Raw genomic sequence first — 18,903 nt, 5'->3', positions numbered from 1 at the left:
GCTGCGTGTCACCGAGGTTAGCGGCGGAACGATGGCACCGTCTCGGTACTCCTCCTCGTGATGCGGGCCGGGATCGGCGCGGCGGCGATGACGGTGAAGGGGGTCTCCACCGGGAAGTCGTCGTGCAGGGAGGTCACAGCGACCTCGCGCACGATGGTCGCCAGCGCCAAGGTGGCCTCCAGCATGGCGAAGTGATCGCCGACGCAGGACCGCGGGCCACCACCGAAAGGCAGGTACTGCCAACGGTTTCGACCTGCTGATCGTTCCGGGCTGAACCGGTCGGGGTCGAAGCTCAGCGGATCGTCCCACAGCGCCGGATCACGGTGCATGACGTAGAAATTGACCATCGCCATGGTGCCGGCCTCGGCGCGGTAGCCGTCGACGGTCATCTCCTCGTTGAGCATCCGTGGGGTGCCGGCACCGGGCGGGCAGAGCCGCAGTGCTTCGTGCAGCACTCGCACGGTGTGTTCGAGGTGCGGCACATCTTCGGGCGTCAGCGTGCGGTCGCCCAGTGCCGCGACTTCGTCATACAGGCGGGACTGCAGATCGGGATCGCGGCCCAGCGCCCACAGCGAGTAACACAGCGTCGTCGAGGTGGTGTCATGCCCGGCGAGCATGAAAAGCACCAATTCATCGCAGATCTCGTCGTCGGTCAGCTTCTGGCCGGTTTCCGGGTCACGAGCCTCGATGAGCGCGTGCACGAGCGGTGCATCCCGATCGGGATCGGCGCATGCCGCGGCGAGGATCTCGGCGGCCAGCCGATGCAGCTGGGCATTGGCCGCCCTGGCCCGACGCTGGCCGCCGGTGGGCACCCACTGAGGGAAGTTGACCGGGCGGACCGCCCGATCGGAAATCCAGGACAACGCGGTACGCAGCGCGGGGCCCACGTCGTCCGCGCTCTCGTCGAGATCCACGCCGAACACCGAGCGGCCCAATGCCCGCAGCGTGAGCGCCCGGCACGCGACATCCAGATCGACCGTCGTACCGTCGCGCCAGTCACCGGCGATCGAATCCGCCGCGGCGGCCATGTGCCCGGCATACCGTGGCACGTTCTGCTTGGTGAACATCGGCTGCAGCGTTCGCCGTCGCGGCAGCCAGCGATCGTGCGGCAGGTTCAACAGGTTGCCGCCCATCAACCGGCGTAGCTCGACCATGTTGAGGGCGGTGCCGCGATCGGCGATCGAATCACGGCGGCCCAGGACGTCGCGCGCTCCTTGCGGCGACGTGACCAACAGGACCGGGGGCATCAGCCACCGCGGGCCGAGCACCATCCGGCTGACGGGGCCTCCGGCATCGCGGAGCCGCTGATGCCCCTCGATGAAGGACCGCATCGCCTTGATCGTCTGTCGGTAGGACAGCGGATTGCGCGGTGCGAGCGGCAGGGTGGCTGCGGCGCGCGTATCGATCTCGACCATGGATCGAGTGTCTGACCACGCGGTCTGGGCGGCCTAGAGTAGCGCGTTACCCTATTTTGCCGGTGCGGGGGTTTTTGCTGGTGGCGATACACGTCACGCTACGGTCCCCGCGTTGCCAGGAGTCCACCGTCGGGTACAGGACGAACAGCTGGATCCCGGATTCCGAGTTGGCGTCGGGGGCGTACTGGGCCAGTGCCGGCGCGCACTTGTCGGCGTACTTCACCACCGTGGCATCGCCCGGGAAATCCCCGTCGGGCAGTGGCAGCACCGCGAACACCTCACCCTTGTGCAGCTGATCGCAACCCACTGTCTTCACGTACAGCACCCGGCTGCTGTCGGGTATCTCGGTCAGGCAATCGCCCGAGCGGACCTGGCTGGCCTCCGTCGCGCCGCGGTCCCGGACGAGATAGAACACCGCGCCGGCGGCGACCACGATCGCGACCAGCACCACGACCGCCAACAGCGCCCACTTGAGCGCGGGAGACTTCTTCGGTGTCACCGAGAACTGATCGGGGCCGGTGGAATACGGCTGCGGCGGGGGTGGCGGGTAACCGCGAGGCGGCGGGCCCTGCGGGCCGGGAGAACCGGGCGGATAGGTCATGGTTCGACGATATCGAGTGCCCGCAGCGCCGCGTCCACCGCAAGGCCCGGCACGTTCAGAGTCTTGGATCCGAGGTCGTGACGGGCACCGTCGATGACCACCAGCTCGGTCGGTCCGCTCACCAATGCAGCAGCCGCCGTGAGCTCGTCGATCGTGCCGAACGGGTCGGAGGTGCCGTGGGTGAATACCGTGGGCACCGTGATGCCGGGCAGATGTTCGGTGCGGGCGCGTTCCGGCTTGCCCGGCGGATGCAGCGGGTAGGAGAAGAGAGTGAGCACATCGGGGACCGCCGTCGGCTCGTTTCCTTCGCCGGCGACCATCGAGGTCATCCGCCCGCCGTAGGAATGCCCACCGGCAATCACGGGGCCTTCGGTGAGGCCGCGGGCCAGTGCGATCGCCTCGGCGATGCCTTCCTGGTCACCTGCCGCCGATCCCGACGGCGGGCCCTTGGGCCTGCGACGACGGTAGGGCAGGTTGTACCGGATGGCCAGCCAGCCGCGGGCGGCCCATTCGTCGCAGATCTTGACCAGCATGGCCGAGTCCCGGTTGCCGCCCGCGCCATGGGTGAGCACCACGACGCCGGCCGGGGTGGTCTCGGGTTCGTGGGCGACGCCCGCGATGGCGTCGAGGTTCATGACTGCAACCGGAACAGGGCGTTCACCGGGCCGTGGCCGTGCCCCAGGGGATAGGCAGCCCGGATACATTCGGTCACCCAGGCCTTGCCGAACTCCACTGCCTGAGGAACCGAATAGCCGTGTGCCAGTGCGCAAGCCGTCGCCGCGGCCAGGGTGTCACCCGCTCCGTGGTCGTTGCCGGTATCGATCCGCGGCGCGGCGAACTCGTGGAACTCCGTGCCGTCGAACAGCAGATCCGGGCTGGCCGACGACGAGCGCAGGTGCCCGCCCTTGACCAGCGCCCACTGCGGGCCCAGCGCGTGCAGCGCGCGCGCCGCGTCCCGCTGCGAGGCCTCGTCGACGACCTCGATGTCGACGAGCAATCGCACCTCGTCGAGGTTCGGGGTGACCAGCGTGGCGAGCGGGAACAATTCGGTACGCAGTGCATCGAGGGCGCTGTGGTGCAGCAGTGGGTCGCCGTGCATCGACGCGCACACCGGGTCGACGACAAGGGGCACGTTCGACGCCAGACCCTCGGCCCGCCACGTCTCGGCGATGGTGGTGATGATCTCCGAGGACGCCAGCATCCCGGTCTTGGCGGCCTGGATGCCGATATCGGAGGTGACGGCCGAGATCTGGCCGGCCACGACATCGAGTGGGATCTCGTGGAAACCCTTGACGCCCACCGAATTCTGGACCGTCACCGCGGTCACCGCGACGCAGCCGTGCAGGCCGAGCATCGCGAAGGTCCGCATGTCGGCCTGGATGCCGGCACCACCGCCGGAGTCGGATCCGGCGATGGTCATCACTCGCAGCGGCGTGTCACCCGCGGCGACCAGCGGCAAGAAGTTCACAGTGGCCTCACGTGGTCAAGGGTAGATAAACCCGGTTTCCGTGGTCGGCGAACTCCTGGGATTTCTCTGCCATGCCGCGCGTGATCTCGTCCGCCGACTCCGGTGCGGTGCCGTCCGGATAGGCATCCCGGATGTCCTGCGTGATGCGCATCGAACAGAACTTGGGACCACACATCGAGCAGAAGTGTGCGGTCTTGGCCGGTTCGGCGGGCAGCGTTTCGTCGTGGAACTCACGCGCGGTGTCGGGATCGAGGGACAGGGCGAACTGATCGTGCCAGCGAAACTCGAAGCGTGCCTTGGAGAGTGCGTCGTCTCTTTCCTGCGCCCGCGGATGCTGCTTGGCCAGATCGGCGGCGTGCGCGGCGATCTTGTAGGCGATCACGCCGTCCTTGACGTCCTTGCGATCCGGCAGGCCCAGGTGCTCCTTGGGTGTGACGTAGCACAGCATCGCGGTGCCGGCCTGGGCGATGATGGCCGCGCCGATCGCCGAGGTGATGTGGTCATAGGCCGGGGCGATGTCGGTGGCCAGCGGGCCGAGGGTATAGAACGGTGCCTCCTCGCACCATTCCTCTTCGAGCCGCACGTTCTCCACGATCTTGTGCATCGGGACATGGCCCGGACCTTCGATCATCACCTGCACGCCATGGGATTTCGCGATCTTGGTCAGCTCACCCAGAGTGCGGAGCTCGGCGAACTGGGCCTCGTCGTTGGCGTCGGCGATCGACCCGGGCCGCAGCCCGTCGCCCAGGGAGAACGTCACGTCGTAGCGGGCCAGGATCTCGCAGAGTTCCTCGAAGTGGGTGTACAGGAACGACTCGGTGTGGTGCGCCAGGCACCAGGCCGCCATGATCGACCCGCCGCGGGACACGATGCCGGTGACACGCTTGACCGTCAGCGGGATGTAGCGCAGCAGCACCCCGGCGTGCACGGTCATGTAGTCGACGCCCTGCTCGCACTGCTCGATCACGGTGTCGCGGTACATTTCCCACGTCAACTTGGTGGGGTCACCGTTGACCTTCTCCAGCGCCTGGTAGATCGGCACGGTCCCGACCGGGGCCGGGGAGTTGCGCAGAATCCACTCCCGGGTCAGGTGGATGTCCTTGCCGGTCGACAGGTCCATGATGGTGTCGGCACCCCACCGGGTGGCCCACACCATCTTGTCGACCTCCTCGCCGATCGAGGAGGTGACGGCCGAATTGCCGATATTGGCATTGACTTTCACTCCGAATGCCTTGCCGATGATCATCGGCTCGATCTCCGGGTGATTGTGGTTGGCCGGTATCACGGCCCGCCCCCGGGCTACTTCGGCACGCACCAATTCAGCCGAAACGCCTTCGCGTTCAGCGATGTACGCCATTTCGGCGGTGATCTCCCCGGCGCGGGCCCGCTGCAGTTGGGTGCCGCGGTCTTTGTGAACCCCGGGGCGCGCCGGCAGGCCGGCGTTCAGGTCGATCACCGCGCTGTCGTCGGTGTACGGCCCCGAGGTGTCGTACAGGTCCAGATGTTCGGAGTTGGTGAGGTTCACCCGGCGAAACGGCACGTGCAGCGTCGTGCCGTCATGGTTGATCTCGCGATAGACCTTGGTGCTTCCGGTGATCGGACCGGTGGTGACAGAAGGGTCGGCAAAGCCGTCAAAAACAGAACTGCTCATGAAAATCTCCCTACGCCGGCATTACCCGGTCAGGTTCGTACGGTCGACGGGCCTACCCGTCCTCTCAGCGCGCTCGTGCGCACTCCCGCGTGTGTGGTTTGCAGGGCCCAACCTAGCGCAGACGCTGCGCGGTGGGGAACCCCGGAGGCTGCCGTTTCCGACAACCGGGCTGTGTCGGGGGTGATGGTGCGACCCTGAGGTGGAAACCGGCGAGTTCGCGAACTCGGGGGCTTGGAGTTGCCGCGGCTTGATTTGCATAGCTAATATATGTGTTTTGCACGTTTTGGGCCGGCGACGGCCCTGGATATAGCCCTTGACGCGATACGAGATGCGAACACCAAATGACGACTGACGCCGAAGTGACGAACCCGCCGGGCGGGGGCGACTCCGCCCTGGCCGAGACCGCTGACCGCCGCAAACGGATGGATCACGATCACCCGTTCTACAAGTGGGTGGTGCTGTCCAACACCACGTTGGGCATCCTGCTGGCCTCCATCAATGCGTCGATCGTGTTGATCTCGCTGCCGGCGATCTTCCGTGGCATCGGGTTGAACCCGTTGGCTCCCGGCAACGTCAGCTACCTGCTGTGGATGCTGATGGGCTATCTGGTGGTGACTGCGGTGCTCGTCGTGCCGTTCGGACGCCTCGGCGACATGTACGGCCGGGTCCGCATCTACAACCTCGGCTTCGTGGTGTTCACGGTGGCCGCGATCGCTCTGTCGTTCGACCCGTTCCAACTCGGAGGCGGCGCCGTCTGGCTCATCGGCTGGCGCGTGGTCCAGGGTGTCGGCGGTGCCATGCTGATGGCCTCGTCGTCGGCGATCCTCACCGACGCCTTCCCGGCCAACCAGCGCGGCATGGCGCTGGGCACCAATATGGTGGCCGCCGTCGCCGGGTCCTTCCTCGGGTTGCTGATCGGCGGCTTCCTGTCCGAGTGGCACTGGAAGGCCGTCTTCTGGGTGGGCGTGCCGATCGGCGTCATCGGCACCATCTGGAGCTACCGCTCGCTCAAGGAGCTCGGTGTCCGCACCGCCGGACGCCTCGACTGGGCCGGCACGCTGACCTTCGGGCTGGGCCTCACGGTCCTGCTGATCGGCATCACCTACGGCATCCAGCCCTACGGCGACTCGACCACCGGCTGGACCAGCCCGTGGGTGCTGGGCTCCATCGCCGTGGGCCTGCTGTTGCTGGTGGCGTTCTGCGTCGTCGAATCGAAGGTGTCGTCGCCCATGGTCGACATCCGATTGTTCAAATCGGCGGCCTTCGGGATGGGCAACCTGGCCGGCCTGATGTCCTCGGTGGGCCGCGGTGGGCTGCAGTTCATGCTCATCATCTGGTTGCAGGGCATCTGGCTGCCGCTACACGGCTACAGCTTCGAGTCCACCCCGCTGTGGGCCGGCATCTACCTGTTGCCCGTCACCGTCGGATTCCTGGTCGCCGCACCGATCGCCGGATCGCTCTCCGATCGCATCGGCGCACGCCCGCTGACCGTGGGCGGCATGCTGCTGATGGCGGCCACCTTCGTGGCGCTCCTGCTCATCCCGGTCAACTTCGACTACTGGGAATTCGCAATCCTGGTGTTCCTCAACGGCTTGGGCGGCGGCATCTTCACCGCACCCAACACCGCGGCCATCATGTCCAGCGTGCCGGCCGATCAACGCGGTGCTGCCTCCGGCGTGCGGTCCACCTTCTTCAACGCCGGCAACTCGCTGTCGATCGGCATCTTCTTCTCACTGATGATCGTCGGACTGGCCAACACCTTGCCCGCGGCGTTGACCACCGGCCTGACGCAGCAAGGTGTTTCGGCCTCGGTGGCCCACGACGTGGCCAATCTGCCCCCGGTCGGCAGCCTGTTCGCGGCCTTCCTGGGCTACAACCCGATGGCTGAGCTGCTCGCGCCGTACGACGCGCTGCACCAACCGGGAGTGAACGCGGACGTCATCACCGGACAGACATTCTTCCCTCAGCTGATCACCGAGCCGTTCCATTCCGGCCTGACGGTGGTGTTCGCCGCCGCGGCGGTGATGATGGTGATCGGCGCGGTGGCGTCGATGTTCAGCGCGGGCCGCTATGGGACGGAGGCGGGAGCCGACAACGAGGCCTGATCGGGCCGGTCAGCAAACGGTTTTTGGTCGCCTGTCATGGGATACTGCCCGCCATGGTCGCTCACACGTTGGCCGCCGCCGGAAGCGCCGCGGAATCCGCGGGCTATGTCATCGGCTCGCTGCTGATCCCGGGGTTGGGGCTGCTGCTGCTCATCCTCGGCCTGGTTCGGCGTTCGTCGTCTCGGTCGACGCTGAGCGGCCAGCCCGGGCACCCGCCGGGCGCTTATCCGCAACCCGGGTACCCGCAGGGCTATCCGCAGCCGGGTTACCCGTACCAGGGTTACCCGCAGCAGCCCGGCTATCCGCAGCAGGGTTACCCACAACAGCCCGGCTATCCACCGGCCCCGCCGCAGGCATACGGCGCGCCACCCAAGAAGTCGGGCACGGCATTGATCGTGATCGGTGCGGTTCTGCTGGTGCTCGGCCTGTTGGGATTGGCGGGGCGGGTGGCCTCACACAAGCCGGAGTCGAGTTCGCGTTCGGAGTCGAATTCCAGCGCCGCGCCTAGCTCGAGCTCAGATTCCGGGTCCTCGAAGTTCGGGGCCTCTGGTGACTTGGCAGTGGGGGAGTGCATCACCAGCGATCAGTACGCCACGGCGGGAATGGACCTCACCCCGTCCGGCTGCAGCAACCCGGAGGCCATTTACGAGTTGGTGTCCAAAGGTGGCGGATCCGCGACATGCCCGGACGGCAAACGGGCCGAATCCGACTACTCCGTGCTCATGGACGAGTCCCGCACCTACTGCTTCATCCTCGACGTCGAGGAAGGCGAGTGCTTCAACATCAACGACAAGCTCATCACCCCGACGGAATGCTCCGACCCGAAGGCTGCCATCAGGATCGTCAAGCGGGTTGACGGTTCAACCGACCCCGCAGTCTGTGGTTCCGGCTCACGCGCGGTGGCCTTCCCTGAGCCGGCGCGGGTCTACTGCGCGGGGAAGCCGTCGTAGCCGACCTAGACTCGGGCCGGTGACGACTACACAGCGCCGCGGATTCAACGACGCGATCACGCGCTTCTGGAGTTTTGCCGCACCGGCCTACGACCAGGGTTGCCTGCAGCGGTGGGTGTACCGGCCGGCCCAGGATGAGGTGATCGCCCAAGTTCAGGGGCGCGGCGCCCGTGCGATCGCCGACATCGCCTGCGGTACCGGCATCCTGGCCGACCGTATCCAGCGGGAACTGCAACCCGATGAGGTCTATGGCTTGGATATGTCCGACGGCATGCTGGCCCAGGCCCGCAAGCGTTCGGGTGACGTGCGGTGGAAGTCGGCCCCTGCCGAGGAGTTGCCTTTCCAGGACGCCTTCCTGGACGCGGTGGTGACCACGTCGGCATTCCATTTCTTCGATCAGCCCGCCGCGCTCGCGGAGTTCTACCGGGTGCTGGCGCCCGGGGGGATGGTGGCGGTGACGACGATGAGCCCCCGTCGGACGTTCCTGCCGCTGCATGCGCTGTCGGCCGACCTGGTTGCGCCCGCGCACAGCCCCACCGAGAAGGAGATGCGCGCTCTGTTCGAGGCTGCCGGATTCACCGTCGCCGAACAGCATCGGGTACGCCGGCCGGTGTGGACGCCGATCTCCGACGCCATCACCGTGGGGGTCAAACCGTCATGACCGAGAACGACGACAGCCAGCCCCAGATCAGCGGTTCGGTGCAACTGCGCCGCGATCGCTGTGCCACAACAACCGCCGACCAGCGGCTGCTGGACCGGCGCGGCCCCGCTGACTGGGCGCACACCGATCCGTGGCGGGTGATGCGCATCCAGGGCGAGTTCGTCGACGGGTTCGATGCCCTCGCTGAAATGCCGAGAGCTGTCACGGTTTTCGGATCAGCCCGCACGGAACCGCACTCGCCGGAGTACCGGTTGGGCGAGGAATTGGGTATTGCGCTGGTGCGAGCGGGCTATGCGGTGATCACCGGTGGCGGTCCGGGCTCGATGGAGGCGGTCAACCGCGGGGCCAGCGAGTCCGGGGGCTACTCGGTCGGACTCGGCATCGAACTGCCCTTCGAGCAACACCTCAACCACTGGGTCGATCTCGGCATCAACTTCCGCTACTTCTTCGTCCGCAAAACCATGTTCGTCAAATACGCGCAGGCATTCGTGTGCCTGCCGGGCGGATTCGGCACCCTCGACGAACTGTTCGAGGCGCTGACCCTGGTGCAGACCCGCAAGGTCACCCAGTTTCCGATCATCCTGCTGGGCGTCGACTACTGGTCGGGCCTGATCGACTGGATCCGCAACACGGTTCTGCGCGAGGGAAAGGTGTCCGAATCCGACCTGGCCTTGATCCACTGCACCGACAGCGTTGCCGAAGCGGTGGACCTCATCGCCGCGTCAGCGCGGTAGCCGACGAATAGCGGCGCGGCTTGCCCGGCCCCAACTCGGCCAGCGTCGTCACGCGGGTCACCTCGGCCGGCTGCCCGAGTAGAAGAGCCAGCGCCTCGGTCACCCGGTGCTGGTCACCGGACGCTATCACCGCCGAGACGCGTCCGTCCGCGTCCTGGTTGACGCTCCACCCGCGCGCGCCCGCGGCCTGCAACTGCTGGGTGAGGTCGACACACGGCACCGCGATGCCTGTCGCCGACACGAAAACCGTTGCCTCCCTGCCCTCCAGCTCGGCAAGGGCCGGTCGTCCTCGGTGGGTCACCAACCGCGCGTAGTCGCCGGTGCGGTAGCGCACCAGCGGCAGAAACTGGTTCTCTCCACACGTCACCACCACCTCACCGGCCAGCACCTCGACGTGTACGCGTCGCTCGGCCACCACGAACGGTCCGCCGTCGTCGCTGACCGCGATGGGTCGGGTCTCGTGCAGGCCGTAGACATCCAGGACCGGGCAGTCGTAGGCCGCCTCGAGGGCCCGGCGCAACGGGGTGGTCAGCGTCATCGCCCCGGAGATCAGGGCCAGCGGCCGCAATACCGCGGCGAGCCCGGGTTCCAGCAGCACCTCCAGCGAAGTGGGGGTCCCGCTGATCACCTGTGGATCGGTGTGCCTCAGATACGCGTCGCGCTGTGTGTCCCCACCTGCCCAGGCGGCCGGATGCAGGTTCAGCCGAGCCATCAACGCCTCGTCGAAGCCGGGGACCACCGAGGTATAGGTGAACGCCTGCCGCTGAAACACCGTCTGTGCCAATGCCATCCGATGGTCCACCGGCTCCCATTCGGCGCCGACCAGCCCGCGCAGCCAGTGAAATCCTCGAGCCAACTCGTCCGGGTCGTCGGGCATCACCAGGGCGGCGCCAGTGCTGCCCGAACTCGTGCCGTGCAGCATCCGGCTCAGGTCGGCACCCGGCGGGACGAACGCCGCGATGTCATCGACCAGGTCTTCGCGTCCGATCAGCGGGAAGTCGGTGAGACTGTCCAGCGGGCCCGTGAGGTGCCGATAGGCGGGCAGGGTGCGGGCCAGCGCGAGATGCCGCGGCAGCCAATCATCAAGCGGCAGTTGCCGGGTGGCGGCTTCCTGCTGGGTGGGAGTGAGCCGGTGCCCGACGCGGTGGCACCAGGCCGGCGCGAGGGGGTGCTGTTCCAGGGCGGTCAGCCGGTCCCGCCCGGCCGTCGACAGGCCCGGCCAGCGCTGCTCGTCGGTCAGCGCCACCTGGCCGAACGGAACGTAGTCATCGAGCCGCAGCGGATCGTCACTCACTGTTGTACCTAGCCGCAGCTTCTTTCGCCTTGGCGTCGGCCAGGCGGCGTTGTACGGCCATACGGTGCTCGTGATCGGCCAATGCCTGCGCCAGGGCCCCCTCGCGTCGCACCGAATCGCGCATCTCGAACAACGAACGGGCCTGCACGGCATCCTCGCCGTGCGGCAACAGGCCGTTCCACAGCAGAAACGTGCGCACCGCCTCGTCACGGCGTTCCGCATCGCTGAGCCAGCGGCCGGGATCGACCAGCGGGGCCACCCGAAAAGCCAATGCCAACAACGCGGTCGCAGCCTTGCGGTCATCTAGCGGTGCGGTGAACGGGCCGATGAGATCCGCACTGGCGAACAACCACAACCCGATGGCGGCGCCGCGCCACGAGGCCGGCGTGCCCCGCTCGGCGATGCGCTGGGCCGCTGCCGCGCAACCGGTGTGGTTGAACACGTCGCATGCCAGCGCCACCACGTCAACGGTGTCGGCGAGAAACGGTTGCGGCGTACTCGCCATCCGCGCCGCGACTTCATCGACCGCGGGGCCGGGCTTCAGCGTCGACCACACCGCCTTCTCGTCCAGTCCCTCGGCGAACCAGTTCGCCAATGCCCCAATCTCCTCAGCCATGCGACACCGCCCGCCGATACCCGGCGATGTGCGCGGCCAACCGCGCGCAGACCGCCGGGGCGTCGGACATCTTGTCCAGATAGTCGACGTCGTAACCGGCCTCGGCGGCCGGAACGGCCACCGAACGGGACCGGTTCTGCACCAGCAGGGTGGCGGTGTCGAGTTGCCGCCGCACCGCGGCCGCCACTCCGGCGTACTCCTCCTGGCCGGCGCCGAACAGCGACATCAGGCCGTCGTCGGACAACACCACCAGGTGGCGCAGCTCATCATGGCCGCCTGAAAAACCGTGGTCGCCGGGCGCATATCGGTGCGCCAGCAGGTCGAGGGGAAACACGGTGCTACCGCCGAAGAACGTGGTCAGTTGGCGCATGATCTCCGATCGGTCGCGCGTGTATACGCTGTCCCCGGCTACCTGACCCGGACCCGACCATGACGTGACCCGAACCCGCCCACCGCCTTTGAGTACCGACAGGACGAGGATCATGCCGGCCAGCACGGCCGGGGAGCCACGTTCGGGACGCGTCATCGAGCCGGACGAGTCGATGTAGAGATCCAAGGTGACGGATTCGGTGGTGATCACCGGATCGTCGGGCAGTTGGGTGCGACGACGCGTGGTCACCCCGGGCACCACCACCGGATTCACGGCGAGGGTGGCGGGCCAGTCCAGCTCGGCGACATCGTCGCCGAGCTCCCATGTCTCCAACGGCCCGGGAATCCCGTGCGTGGCGACGCCGCGGCCGGACTGCAGGAGCGGGCGGATCCACGGCCGGGCCTGCGCCTCGTACCACGCCAGCATCACGGCGCCGGGATCAGACCCGGCGAAGAGGTCCAATGTCTGCGCCACACCGTAACTTTGACCCGGCGCCTGGCCCGGTGGAGAGGCGCCGACGGCGGCCGCCGCCGGGTGCACCGCAGGCTCATTGAGCCGTGGATCGGCCAGCACCTGGCCAAGCTCGGCTGTGGTGGCCGGTGCGCCGCCCTGCTCGGCGCATCCGCCACCGGGCAGCGCGGTGCCGTCGGCAATCATGGATTCCAGCACCAGGTAGGGCACCAGCACCATGCCGAACGTCAGGGCGCCGCCCACCGGATCCGCCCCGAAGGTGCGGATCGCCTGCGCCACATACTCGGCGTCGGCGACGGGTTGCACCGGCTGGCTCAGCAGCAGCTCGTCCTGCAGCGCGCGTACCCGCAAGGCCGCGGCCCGGTGGACGCGCTCCTTCTCCTGCAGATCCTCGCGGACCATTGACACGTCGAGCGTGGCCGGGTCGACATGCTGGCGAGCTTGCACCTCATCTCGAACGGTCCGGGGCACCGAGGGAGGATCTTTGGGGCACAACGTGTTCGACGGCAACGACCACAGCAGCTCGTAGGCGCGCATCAGCACCCACCAGGCCGCGTTCGACACGGGTTCCCGTGCGGTCAGGCTGCGCCACAAGGTGATCATGTCCGGTTCGGCGCCTGGGTGCAGCCTCCGCTGCAAGCGGACCACCCGGTCGTTGATCAGCAGATCCGACCACAGATTGGACAGGTGCCGGGCCGTGGCCGTGACGGGGATGGCCCGTCGCGGATCGCTGGCCACGATCGCCCGGGCCATCTGTTGCAGCAGCTTGAACGAGACGATGCGGGTGCTCGGCGACAGCACGTGATGGCCGATCTCGTGGGCGAATACGCTGACCAGGTGGTGCTGAGCGCCTTGGCGCGCCAGCTCGTCGACGTCGATCGAGATCGACGGCGGAAACGAGAACCAGGCGAACGTACCGGTAGCACTGTCGCGCACCATGTTCGGCGGATGCAGCTGCACACCCCACAGGTCGAGTGCGGCCCGCCAGGCCATGAGCTCGGCGTCGGTGGGCGCCCGTCCGGTCATGTCGGCCAGATCTCGGCCAGGAAGGAAGTGGGACGCACCACCAGTTGGGCCGTGCCGGGTCCGGCGGACTGGGGACCGGCCGCGGGCGCATCGGAGATCACGTGGCCGAACACGTCGGCATCGATCTGCCAGCGCTGGGCACCCACGTGCACCGTCCAGCCGCCCGACCCACGAGGTGTGGGATCGGTGGGCGGCTGGTCCCACCTGCCGCCGAGGCCGGTAAAGCCGCCGATCCGGGCGATCAACTCACCCGGCGGGCGCAACGGCCAGTAGAACCGGTCGACCGCCTGCCCATCGGTGAAAGGCACGACCGCGTCGACCGGCAGCCCCAGCACCGAGGCCGCGAGATCGATTGGTAACAGCTGCAAGCGGGACAGCGCGTCGTCGCGGATCCCCAGCACCCCGGACCGCCAGGCAGCCACCGCCGCCGCGTTGAACATTGTTTCGGCCGGCGCCGAGATGCGGCTGAGCGCGTGACGGTAACGGTGTGGGTCGCCGCCGAAGCGGGCCACATTGTCAGCCGAGTGCACCAGATCGAGTCCGGGCACCGTCGGAAGGTCGGCGGGCGCGGGCAGGTCAAGGTTGACCTGGTGGTACGCCCGGGCAATCACCGGCCGCTCTCCAGCCAGTGCAGATAGTTCGAATACCGTTGGTAGAGATACTTCAACACGACCAGATCATCGAAATCCCGCCCGTAGATCTTGCCGACGCCCGAGATCGACGAGATGCGGGCCTCGATGGTGGTGAGGCGCCGCGACACCTCGAGCGCGTCCAAGCCGTCCAGGCCGTGGCCGAACTCGTCGAGCAGTTCGGCCACCGGATCCTCGCCCTCGCGCGCCAGTGCGACGAACTCCCGGCACGAGGTGTCGAACAGGTCGGTCAGCCAGCTCGCCGGGTCCGACGCCAGCTCCCGGTCCGCACCGGTGTCGAATCGGGGATGGGCAGTATTCGGTAACAGCTTGCCGCGCAAGGCAAACGGAACCATCGCCCGCACGTCGTCGAGCGTGACGGTGTCGTTGCCCCGGAACCAGGCCAGCGCCTTGGCGTAGAGCACCAGGTTTTGCAGGGAGCGCACCGACACCCCGTTGACGGTCTGTGCGCCGAGATCGACCTGCAGATCGGCGCCCGAATTGGCGTCGATGATCTGCTCGACCTCGAGACCGGCAGTAGCCACCACGTCCTTGGTCCGGTACTCGAAGCGGCGCCCGCCGTGCTGGACGAACTCGAAGTGGCTGACGAAGAACTCCAACCGGCGGCGCACCTCGGTGGGTACCGGAATCCCACGAATCGCCTCGACCATCGCGGCCTGCTCGGCAGCACCGAACACCAACTCGGCGGGCACGTTGTCCTCCGGGCGGTCACCGGCCTCCACCCGGCTCACCAGCTCATCGAGGAATCTACTGTTGAACCCGAAAGCCTGCACCGTCACGTCGATGCGGTCCCGCAGCGCCTGGATCACCGGGAAGGTGCCGCCACCGCCGTCGTCGTTGGCGGTGAAAAACCAGCTCTGCACACCGTGTTCGGGTGCGGTGACGTGCATCTGGTCGTGGCTTTCGACGTAGCCCTCGGCGACCATGGTCAGCAGCGCGGACTGGGTCTTGGTGGGAATCCGGTTGTACTCGTCGACGATCTTGACCGGTGCGGTCAGCCAGCTCTTCCACGCAATGGTGATCTCGGCCAGGCTGCCGGCCTGTACCAGATCGCGCGGCAACGGAATCCCGACCAGATCACCCACGGTCAACTGCGGCTGGCCCTGCTGGACATGGCGACGCACGTCGGCGGGGGTGGACCCGGCCAGCACCCCCATCAGTACCGCCAGGGTGGTCTTGCCGCGGCCCGGGCCGCCGATCAGCAGGCACCTTCCACCGACAGCGAAAGTCAGCAGCGGGACAAGGACATTGGAGGAATAGGCGGCTTGTTTGGGCAGGCTCAAGGACGCCCCCGCATCACCGAGCGGGTAGTTGACGGTGGTGTCCGAACCGAATTCGACGTCGTAGAACGGGGAGATGACGGCCTTGTTGATCAGCCAGAAATAGGCGCGGCGCAGCTTCTCGTCGAGAGTGACCGTCGGCTCTACAGGCGGGGTGAACAGATCGGCGGCAGTGAGGCCGGCGGCCGGCGCGTGGCCCACGGGCAGGGTCGGCGATTTCGATACCGCACTCCACCTGGTCGTCATCTGCCCCCTCCCGTCGGGCCAATGGTAACCGCCCCGCGACGGCCGACAGTGTCAGCCGAGATCGACCACGACCGGGGCATGATCGCTGGGCGCGGTGGTCCCCTTCTTGGGGCGGCGTTCGTCCTTCACGATCTCGGCGTGCGTGACGCGTGCGGCCAGGCCGGGGGAGCCGAGGATGAAGTCGATGCGCATACCGCGACGCTTCTGGAACGCCAGCTGCGTGTAATCCCAGTAGGTGTAGATCCCCGGCCCCGGCGTGAAAGACCGCACCACATCGGTGAATTGGGCGTCGTTCATGGCACGGAAGGCGGCCCGCTCGGGCTCGGACACATGGGTGCGGCCGTCAAAAGCCGCCATGTCCCAGACATCTTCGTCGGTGGGCGCGATGTTCCAGTCGCCAACCAGCGCGATGGGCTGCTCCGGATCCTCCTTCAGCCAACCGCCTGCGGTATCCCGCAGGGCGGCAAGCCAATCCAGCTTGTAGGCATAATGCGGGTCGGCCAGCGTGCGACCGTTGGGCACATACAGGCTCCACACCCGCACCCCGCCGCAGGTGGCCCCCAGTGCGCGGGCCTCGGCGGTGGCCTCCTCCTCGGGCTTGCTGCTCCAGGTGGGTTGGCCCGGAAACCCGATCTCGATGTCGTCGAGGCCGACCCGCGACGCGATGGCCACGCCGTTCCACTGGTTGAGCCCGACGTGGGCCACCTCGTAGCCCAACGCCGCGAACGGCATCATCGGGAACTGCGCGTCGGTGCACTTGGTTTCCTGCATCGCCAGCACGTCGACGTCGGCACGCTCCAACCAGTCGACGACGCGGTCCACTCGGGTTCGGATCGAGTTGACGTTCCAGGTGGCCAGGCGCATGGAGGTAGAGACTACGGGTCAGCGTGAGCCGAGGACATCGTCGGCCGCGACATAACGGGTTTGGTGGTGCAGCCGGAAACCCAGTGCCGTGTACAAGGCGATGGCGGCGTGGTTGTCGACCTCCACCTGGACGTAGGCCTGCCCGGCACCCGCCTCGGCGCCCCAGGTCAAGAGCGCCTCGCACACTGCCCGGGCGTGGCCCTGCCGGCGATGGGAGGGGGAGACCCGAACCGACGAGATGCCCAGCCAGGCCGCGCCATCCGGAGCGCTCGTCACCGCACCCCGGCCGACGGCGCAACCGGGCACCGACGCGAAGGTCAGCCGCCCGTCGACCACGGCGGTCAGGACATCGGCGGGGACCTCGCGTTCGTAGATCTGGAACCACTGTGCGTCCGGTTGCTGCGCCAGCGTGACGCTCGGCGAGGGCCCGGACCGGGAATCCAGCGGGCGCACCATCACCCGGGTCGGCTTGACCCCCGGGGTACGTATCGGCAGCAGCCGCTCCGGCAGGGCCAGCCAGGCCGGCAGGTCACGTTCCCGGTACCAGTCGCGCACCGCGGAAAGATCGGCGATCTGCGCCGACATGTCCAACGGGATCGCCGAATTGGCGCGGCTGGTGACACCGTGGCCGGCGCGCAGCAGCCAGCCGCCCAGCCAGTGCTGCTCGACTCCCGGCCACGCCAGTGCCGCCGCATGCTCGAGCGCGCGGATCTCCGAGGCCCGCACCGGGGCATGCGACAACTCGCGCACGCTGACGATGTCGGCCGGCGCCACGTCGACGATCTCGCCGTCCTTGGTGCGGATCACCACCGTCGGCTCCAGCTGTTCGAGGTGCCCGATGACGTCGGTGAGTGGCTTGGCCGACCCGACGGGCAGCTGATAGCGCAGGCTGACCCGCGACCCGAGCGCGGGTAATTCAGGCATCGGCGGCCTCAGTGACCGAACGGGTCGGGGACCTCGCCCGGCGTCCAGGACAGCCCTGGAACACCCCAGCCGTTGCGCTTGACGGTCTTCTTCGCGGCCCGCGCGTGCCGGCCCACGAGGCGGTCGATATAGAGAAATCCGTCGAGGTGTCCGGTCTCGTGCTGCAGCATCCGGGCAAACAAGTCAGTGCCCTCGAGAGTGACCGGCGAACCGTCGGCATCCAGGCCCGTGACGCGTGCCCAGTCGGCCCGGCCGGTCGGGAAATTCTCGCCCGGCACGGACAGGCAGCCTTCCTCGTCGTCGTCGGGGTCGGGCATCGTCTCGGGAACCTCGGACGTCTCGAGTACCGGGTTGATGACGACCCCGCGGCGGCGCGTGGTCTGGCCGCGCGTCGGGGCGCAGTCGTAGACGAACAACCGCTTGGCCACGCCGATCTGGTTGGCCGCCAAGCCAACGCCGTTCGCGGCGTCCATGGTGTCGAACATGGTCTTGATGAGCTCGGGCAGGTCTGCGGGCAGCGAGCCGTCCGGGCCGACGGGCACCGGCTCGGTCGGTGTGTGCAGAACGGGATCTCCGACGATGCAAATCGGTACGACGGCCATGGGTGAAGCTTAAGGTGGCAATCCTTCTCACCCGACTCGCGGGTTTATGTGTCAGCTCAACCCAGCAAGCCGTGGTTGAATAATCGCCGAACCACAGCGATGTTATTTCTCACGTGTCGGAAGGGTCCAGGGAGCAATATGGACGGCGCCATGGCGCGGACTGAGCAATCCGGGGACGACTCTGACCTGGGTGATGGGCTCACCCGGCGCGAGCACGATATTTTGGCCTTCGAACGCCAGTGGTGGAAGTACGCCGGCAGCAAGGAAGACGCGATCAAGGAGCTCTTCTCGATGTCGGCCACGCGGTACTACCAGGTGCTCAACGCGTTGGTGGACCGCCCCGAGGCGCTGGCCGCCGACCCGATGCTGGTCAAGCGGCTGCGGAGAATGCGCGCGACCCGGCAGAAGGCACGTGCTGCGCGGCGACTCGGCTTCGATATCACCACTTAAAGGTCACGCGGTGAGGCATCGGGCCGTTCGCTCGATACAGTGGTGGCGATGAATCAGCGAGACTCCTCCGGGCTGCCCGTGCGCGCCATGGTGATGGTGCTGTTGTTCCTCGGGGTCGTGTTCCTGCTGGTCGGTTTCCAGGCGCTCGGCTCCGACGACGACAGTTCGGACCAGTCGTCGTCCGTGGCCACCACGAGCGCGACGACCACCACGAAGACATCGGCAAAGGCCGAACCCGCCCCCGAGGCCAAGGCCGACGTGCGGGTGTACAACATCTCCGATGTCCCAGGTGCCGCCGAGACCACCGCCAATCGTCTGCGTGAGGCGCACTGGAATGTCACCGACACCGGCAACCTGACACTTGAAGGTGTTGCCGGCACCACGGTGTTCTTCGGTGAGACTTCAGGTGAGAAGGAAGCCGCCGAGGCCGTGGGCAAGGCAATCCAGGCGCCCGTCGAACCCCGGCGCCCCGAACTTCTCGAGCAACCACCGGGCGTGATCGTGGTAGTCACCGGCTAGGCTTTG

Annotated in this window: 19 protein-coding genes and 1 riboswitch; of the genes, 6 read left to right on the top strand and 13 right to left on the bottom strand. The window is 67.4% G+C overall.

Going from position 1 to position 18,903, the window contains the following annotated elements; genetic code table 11:
* Positions 1-17: 17 nt before the first annotated feature.
* From ACZY08_RS00825 to thiC, 5 genes are all read right to left on the bottom strand, one after another.
* Positions 18-1,415, bottom strand: coding sequence for a cytochrome P450 (locus tag ACZY08_RS00825; RefSeq protein ID WP_463742724.1), 1,398 nt, complete (start codon positions 1,413-1,415; stop codon positions 18-20).
* A gap of 46 nt (positions 1,416-1,461) precedes the next feature.
* Entirely contained in the window at positions 1,462-2,016 is a 555-nt protein-coding gene (locus tag ACZY08_RS00820) for a septum formation family protein (RefSeq protein ID WP_463742723.1), read from the bottom strand.
* Positions 2,013-2,651: an alpha/beta hydrolase family protein gene (locus ACZY08_RS00815; protein WP_463742722.1), complete on the bottom strand. Its 639-nt coding sequence runs from the start codon at positions 2,649-2,651 to the stop codon at positions 2,013-2,015. Before ACZY08_RS00815 ends, ACZY08_RS00820 begins: the two co-directional genes overlap by 4 nt.
* Complete coding sequence (gene thiD, locus ACZY08_RS00810; RefSeq protein ID WP_463742721.1) at positions 2,648-3,484, bottom strand: bifunctional hydroxymethylpyrimidine kinase/phosphomethylpyrimidine kinase; 837 nt, start codon at positions 3,482-3,484, stop codon at positions 2,648-2,650. The genes ACZY08_RS00815 and thiD overlap by 4 nt, the downstream gene beginning before the upstream one ends.
* A 7-nt stretch (positions 3,485-3,491) precedes the next feature.
* Positions 3,492-5,135: a phosphomethylpyrimidine synthase ThiC gene (thiC, locus tag ACZY08_RS00805; RefSeq protein WP_463742720.1), complete on the bottom strand. Its 1,644-nt coding sequence runs from the start codon at positions 5,133-5,135 to the stop codon at positions 3,492-3,494.
* A riboswitch (TPP riboswitch) is annotated at positions 5,126-5,234 on the bottom strand. It overlaps the preceding gene by 10 nt.
* Positions 5,235-5,476: 242 nt before the next feature.
* Between thiC and ACZY08_RS00800 the strand changes: the two genes are divergently transcribed.
* Genes ACZY08_RS00800 through ACZY08_RS00785 form a run of 4 tightly spaced genes read left to right on the top strand, consistent with a single transcriptional unit; the run spans position 5,477 to position 9,585 of the window.
* The gene (locus ACZY08_RS00800) at positions 5,477-7,240 is read left to right on the top strand and encodes an MFS transporter (RefSeq protein WP_463742719.1); all 1,764 of its coding nucleotides are present in this window, start codon (positions 5,477-5,479) and stop codon (positions 7,238-7,240) included.
* 53 nt (positions 7,241-7,293) lie between these two features.
* Positions 7,294-8,190 carry an LppU/SCO3897 family protein gene (locus ACZY08_RS00795; RefSeq protein WP_463742718.1) on the top strand — a complete coding sequence of 299 codons (897 nt, stop codon included), beginning with the start codon at positions 7,294-7,296 and terminating at the stop codon, positions 8,188-8,190.
* Positions 8,191-8,209: 19 nt separating this feature from the next.
* Positions 8,210-8,851, top strand: a complete 642-nt coding sequence (locus tag ACZY08_RS00790; protein ID WP_463742717.1) for a class I SAM-dependent methyltransferase — start codon at positions 8,210-8,212, stop codon at positions 8,849-8,851.
* A complete protein-coding gene (locus ACZY08_RS00785; RefSeq protein WP_463742716.1) occupies positions 8,848-9,585 on the top strand; it encodes an LOG family protein in 738 nt (245 codons plus the stop codon). The genes ACZY08_RS00790 and ACZY08_RS00785 overlap by 4 nt, the downstream gene beginning before the upstream one ends.
* Here ACZY08_RS00785 and ACZY08_RS00780 read toward each other — a convergent pair.
* Genes ACZY08_RS00780 through ACZY08_RS00745 form a run of 8 tightly spaced genes read right to left on the bottom strand, consistent with a single transcriptional unit; the run spans position 9,563 to position 17,928 of the window.
* The gene (locus tag ACZY08_RS00780; RefSeq protein WP_463742715.1) at positions 9,563-10,879 is read right to left on the bottom strand and encodes a phenylacetate--CoA ligase family protein; all 1,317 of its coding nucleotides are present in this window, start codon (positions 10,877-10,879) and stop codon (positions 9,563-9,565) included. The two genes, ACZY08_RS00785 and ACZY08_RS00780, sit on opposite strands and share 23 nt — an antisense overlap.
* Positions 10,872-11,495 (bottom strand): hypothetical protein, encoded by a 624-nt coding sequence (locus ACZY08_RS00775; protein ID WP_463742714.1) that lies wholly within the window; start codon positions 11,493-11,495, stop codon positions 10,872-10,874. The genes ACZY08_RS00780 and ACZY08_RS00775 overlap by 8 nt, the downstream gene beginning before the upstream one ends.
* A complete protein-coding gene (locus ACZY08_RS00770) occupies positions 11,488-13,362 on the bottom strand; it encodes a hypothetical protein (protein ID WP_463742713.1) in 1,875 nt (624 codons plus the stop codon). Before ACZY08_RS00770 ends, ACZY08_RS00775 begins: the two co-directional genes overlap by 8 nt.
* The gene (locus ACZY08_RS00765) at positions 13,359-13,973 is read right to left on the bottom strand and encodes a hypothetical protein (protein ID WP_463742712.1); all 615 of its coding nucleotides are present in this window, start codon (positions 13,971-13,973) and stop codon (positions 13,359-13,361) included. The genes ACZY08_RS00770 and ACZY08_RS00765 overlap by 4 nt, the downstream gene beginning before the upstream one ends.
* The gene (locus tag ACZY08_RS00760) at positions 13,970-15,538 is read right to left on the bottom strand and encodes an AAA family ATPase (protein ID WP_463742711.1); all 1,569 of its coding nucleotides are present in this window, start codon (positions 15,536-15,538) and stop codon (positions 13,970-13,972) included. Before ACZY08_RS00760 ends, ACZY08_RS00765 begins: the two co-directional genes overlap by 4 nt.
* Positions 15,539-15,589: 51 nt before the next feature.
* A complete protein-coding gene (locus ACZY08_RS00755) occupies positions 15,590-16,402 on the bottom strand; it encodes an exodeoxyribonuclease III (protein ID WP_463742710.1) in 813 nt (270 codons plus the stop codon).
* 18 nt (positions 16,403-16,420) lie between these two features.
* Positions 16,421-17,326, bottom strand: a complete 906-nt coding sequence (locus ACZY08_RS00750) for an N-acetylglutamate synthase, CG3035 family (protein WP_463742709.1) — start codon at positions 17,324-17,326, stop codon at positions 16,421-16,423.
* A gap of 8 nt (positions 17,327-17,334) precedes the next feature.
* On the bottom strand, positions 17,335-17,928 hold the full coding sequence (locus ACZY08_RS00745) for a peptide deformylase (RefSeq protein WP_463742708.1): 594 nt from the start codon (positions 17,926-17,928) through the stop codon (positions 17,335-17,337).
* A gap of 138 nt (positions 17,929-18,066) precedes the next feature.
* Between ACZY08_RS00745 and ACZY08_RS00740 the strand changes: the two genes are divergently transcribed.
* Both ACZY08_RS00740 and ACZY08_RS00735 read left to right on the top strand, forming a co-directional pair.
* Positions 18,067-18,378, top strand: coding sequence for a DUF3263 domain-containing protein (locus tag ACZY08_RS00740; RefSeq protein ID WP_217154878.1), 312 nt, complete (start codon positions 18,067-18,069; stop codon positions 18,376-18,378).
* A gap of 48 nt (positions 18,379-18,426) precedes the next feature.
* Positions 18,427-18,897: a LytR C-terminal domain-containing protein gene (locus ACZY08_RS00735; protein ID WP_463742707.1), complete on the top strand. Its 471-nt coding sequence runs from the start codon at positions 18,427-18,429 to the stop codon at positions 18,895-18,897.
* Positions 18,898-18,903: the final 6 nt, after the last annotated feature.

The sequence above is a fragment of the Mycobacterium sp. IDUB_9 genome (assembly GCF_055419505.1).
The sequence above is the reverse complement of the archived record's forward strand: the minus strand, read 5'-3'. Positions and strand labels throughout refer to the sequence as shown.